Source organism: Phocaeicola faecium (assembly GCF_014837055.1).
Taxonomy (GTDB): Bacteria; Bacteroidota; Bacteroidia; order Bacteroidales; family Bacteroidaceae; genus Phocaeicola; species Phocaeicola gallinarum.
Genome location: NZ_JACSPQ010000047.1, coordinates 1 through 1,074, shown reverse-complemented (window position 1 = coordinate 1,074; position 1,074 = coordinate 1). Strand labels below are relative to the sequence as shown.

The following is a 1,074-nucleotide window of genomic DNA, read 5'->3' as shown; positions in this document are numbered from 1 at the left end:
CCCCTGCTGCATGTGGTCTGGCAGGAGCGGCTGCGTGAGGTGCATGTGCAGCTGATGGGCGCCGTGCAGTTGGAGATCATCCAACAGGAATTGCATGATCGATTCGGTCTGGACGTGGTGTTCGGCCCGGGCGGCATCCTGTATCGGGAGACGATCACGGCACCGATTGAGGGGGTCGGCCATTTCGAACCGCTACGGCATTATGCCGAGGCGCATATCCGGCTGGAGCCGGGCGCGCCGGGCAGCGGCGTACAGATTGCGACCGCGGTGAGCGAGAACGTGCTGGACCGCAACTGGCAGCGGCTGATCATGACGCATCTGGGGGAGCGCGAGCACTTGGGCGTGCTGATCGGCGCACCCCTGACCGATGTCAAGCTGACGCTGGTGGCTGGTCGCGCGCACTTGAAGCATACGGAGGGCGGCGATTTCCGGCAGGCCACGTACCGGGCCGTACGGCAGGGGCTGATGGAGCTGCGCGCGGGCGTTTCGGGGCGACCGTCGGCGGCGGAAGGACAGACCGATGCTGAGTTCGTGAAGGAAGCGATGTCGGGCGGTGTACAGTCGGGTGATCGTGGTTCGGATAGCGACGGCGGTGCTGTGACGACTGGACACGCTGGCCGATACGGGTATTGCCGTGTGTTGGAACCGTGGTACCGGTTCCGATTGGAGGTGCCGCAGGATATGGTCGGACGGGCGATGTCCGATATTCAGCGCATGGCGGGTACCTTCGAGATGGGAGACGATGCGGGCGCTGGTTTCGGTTCTGGCGCGGCTGCGTCTACCGGTTCCGCGACGGATGCCGACTACGCCGTGCTGACGGGGGAGTGCCCGGTCTCCGAGATGCGCGACTACGCGATGGACGTGAACGCGTACACGCACGGTCGAGGGCGATTAAGCTGCACATTCGCCGGCTACCGTCCATGCCATGACGAGGAGCGCGTAGTACGCGAGACACATTACGATCCGGAGTCGGATTTGGACAATACCCCCGATTCCGTATTCTGCGCCCACGGCACCGGCTACCCGGTCAAGTGGTACAAGGTCCCCGAGTTCGCGCATGTGGAGTATGTGTAC

At 64.1% G+C, this 1,074-nt stretch carries 1 pseudogene; it reads left to right on the top strand.

What is annotated here, in order from left to right:
- Positions 1-1,074: pseudogene (locus tag H9626_RS15790) on the top strand (TetM/TetW/TetO/TetS family tetracycline resistance ribosomal protection protein); the annotation flags it as partial.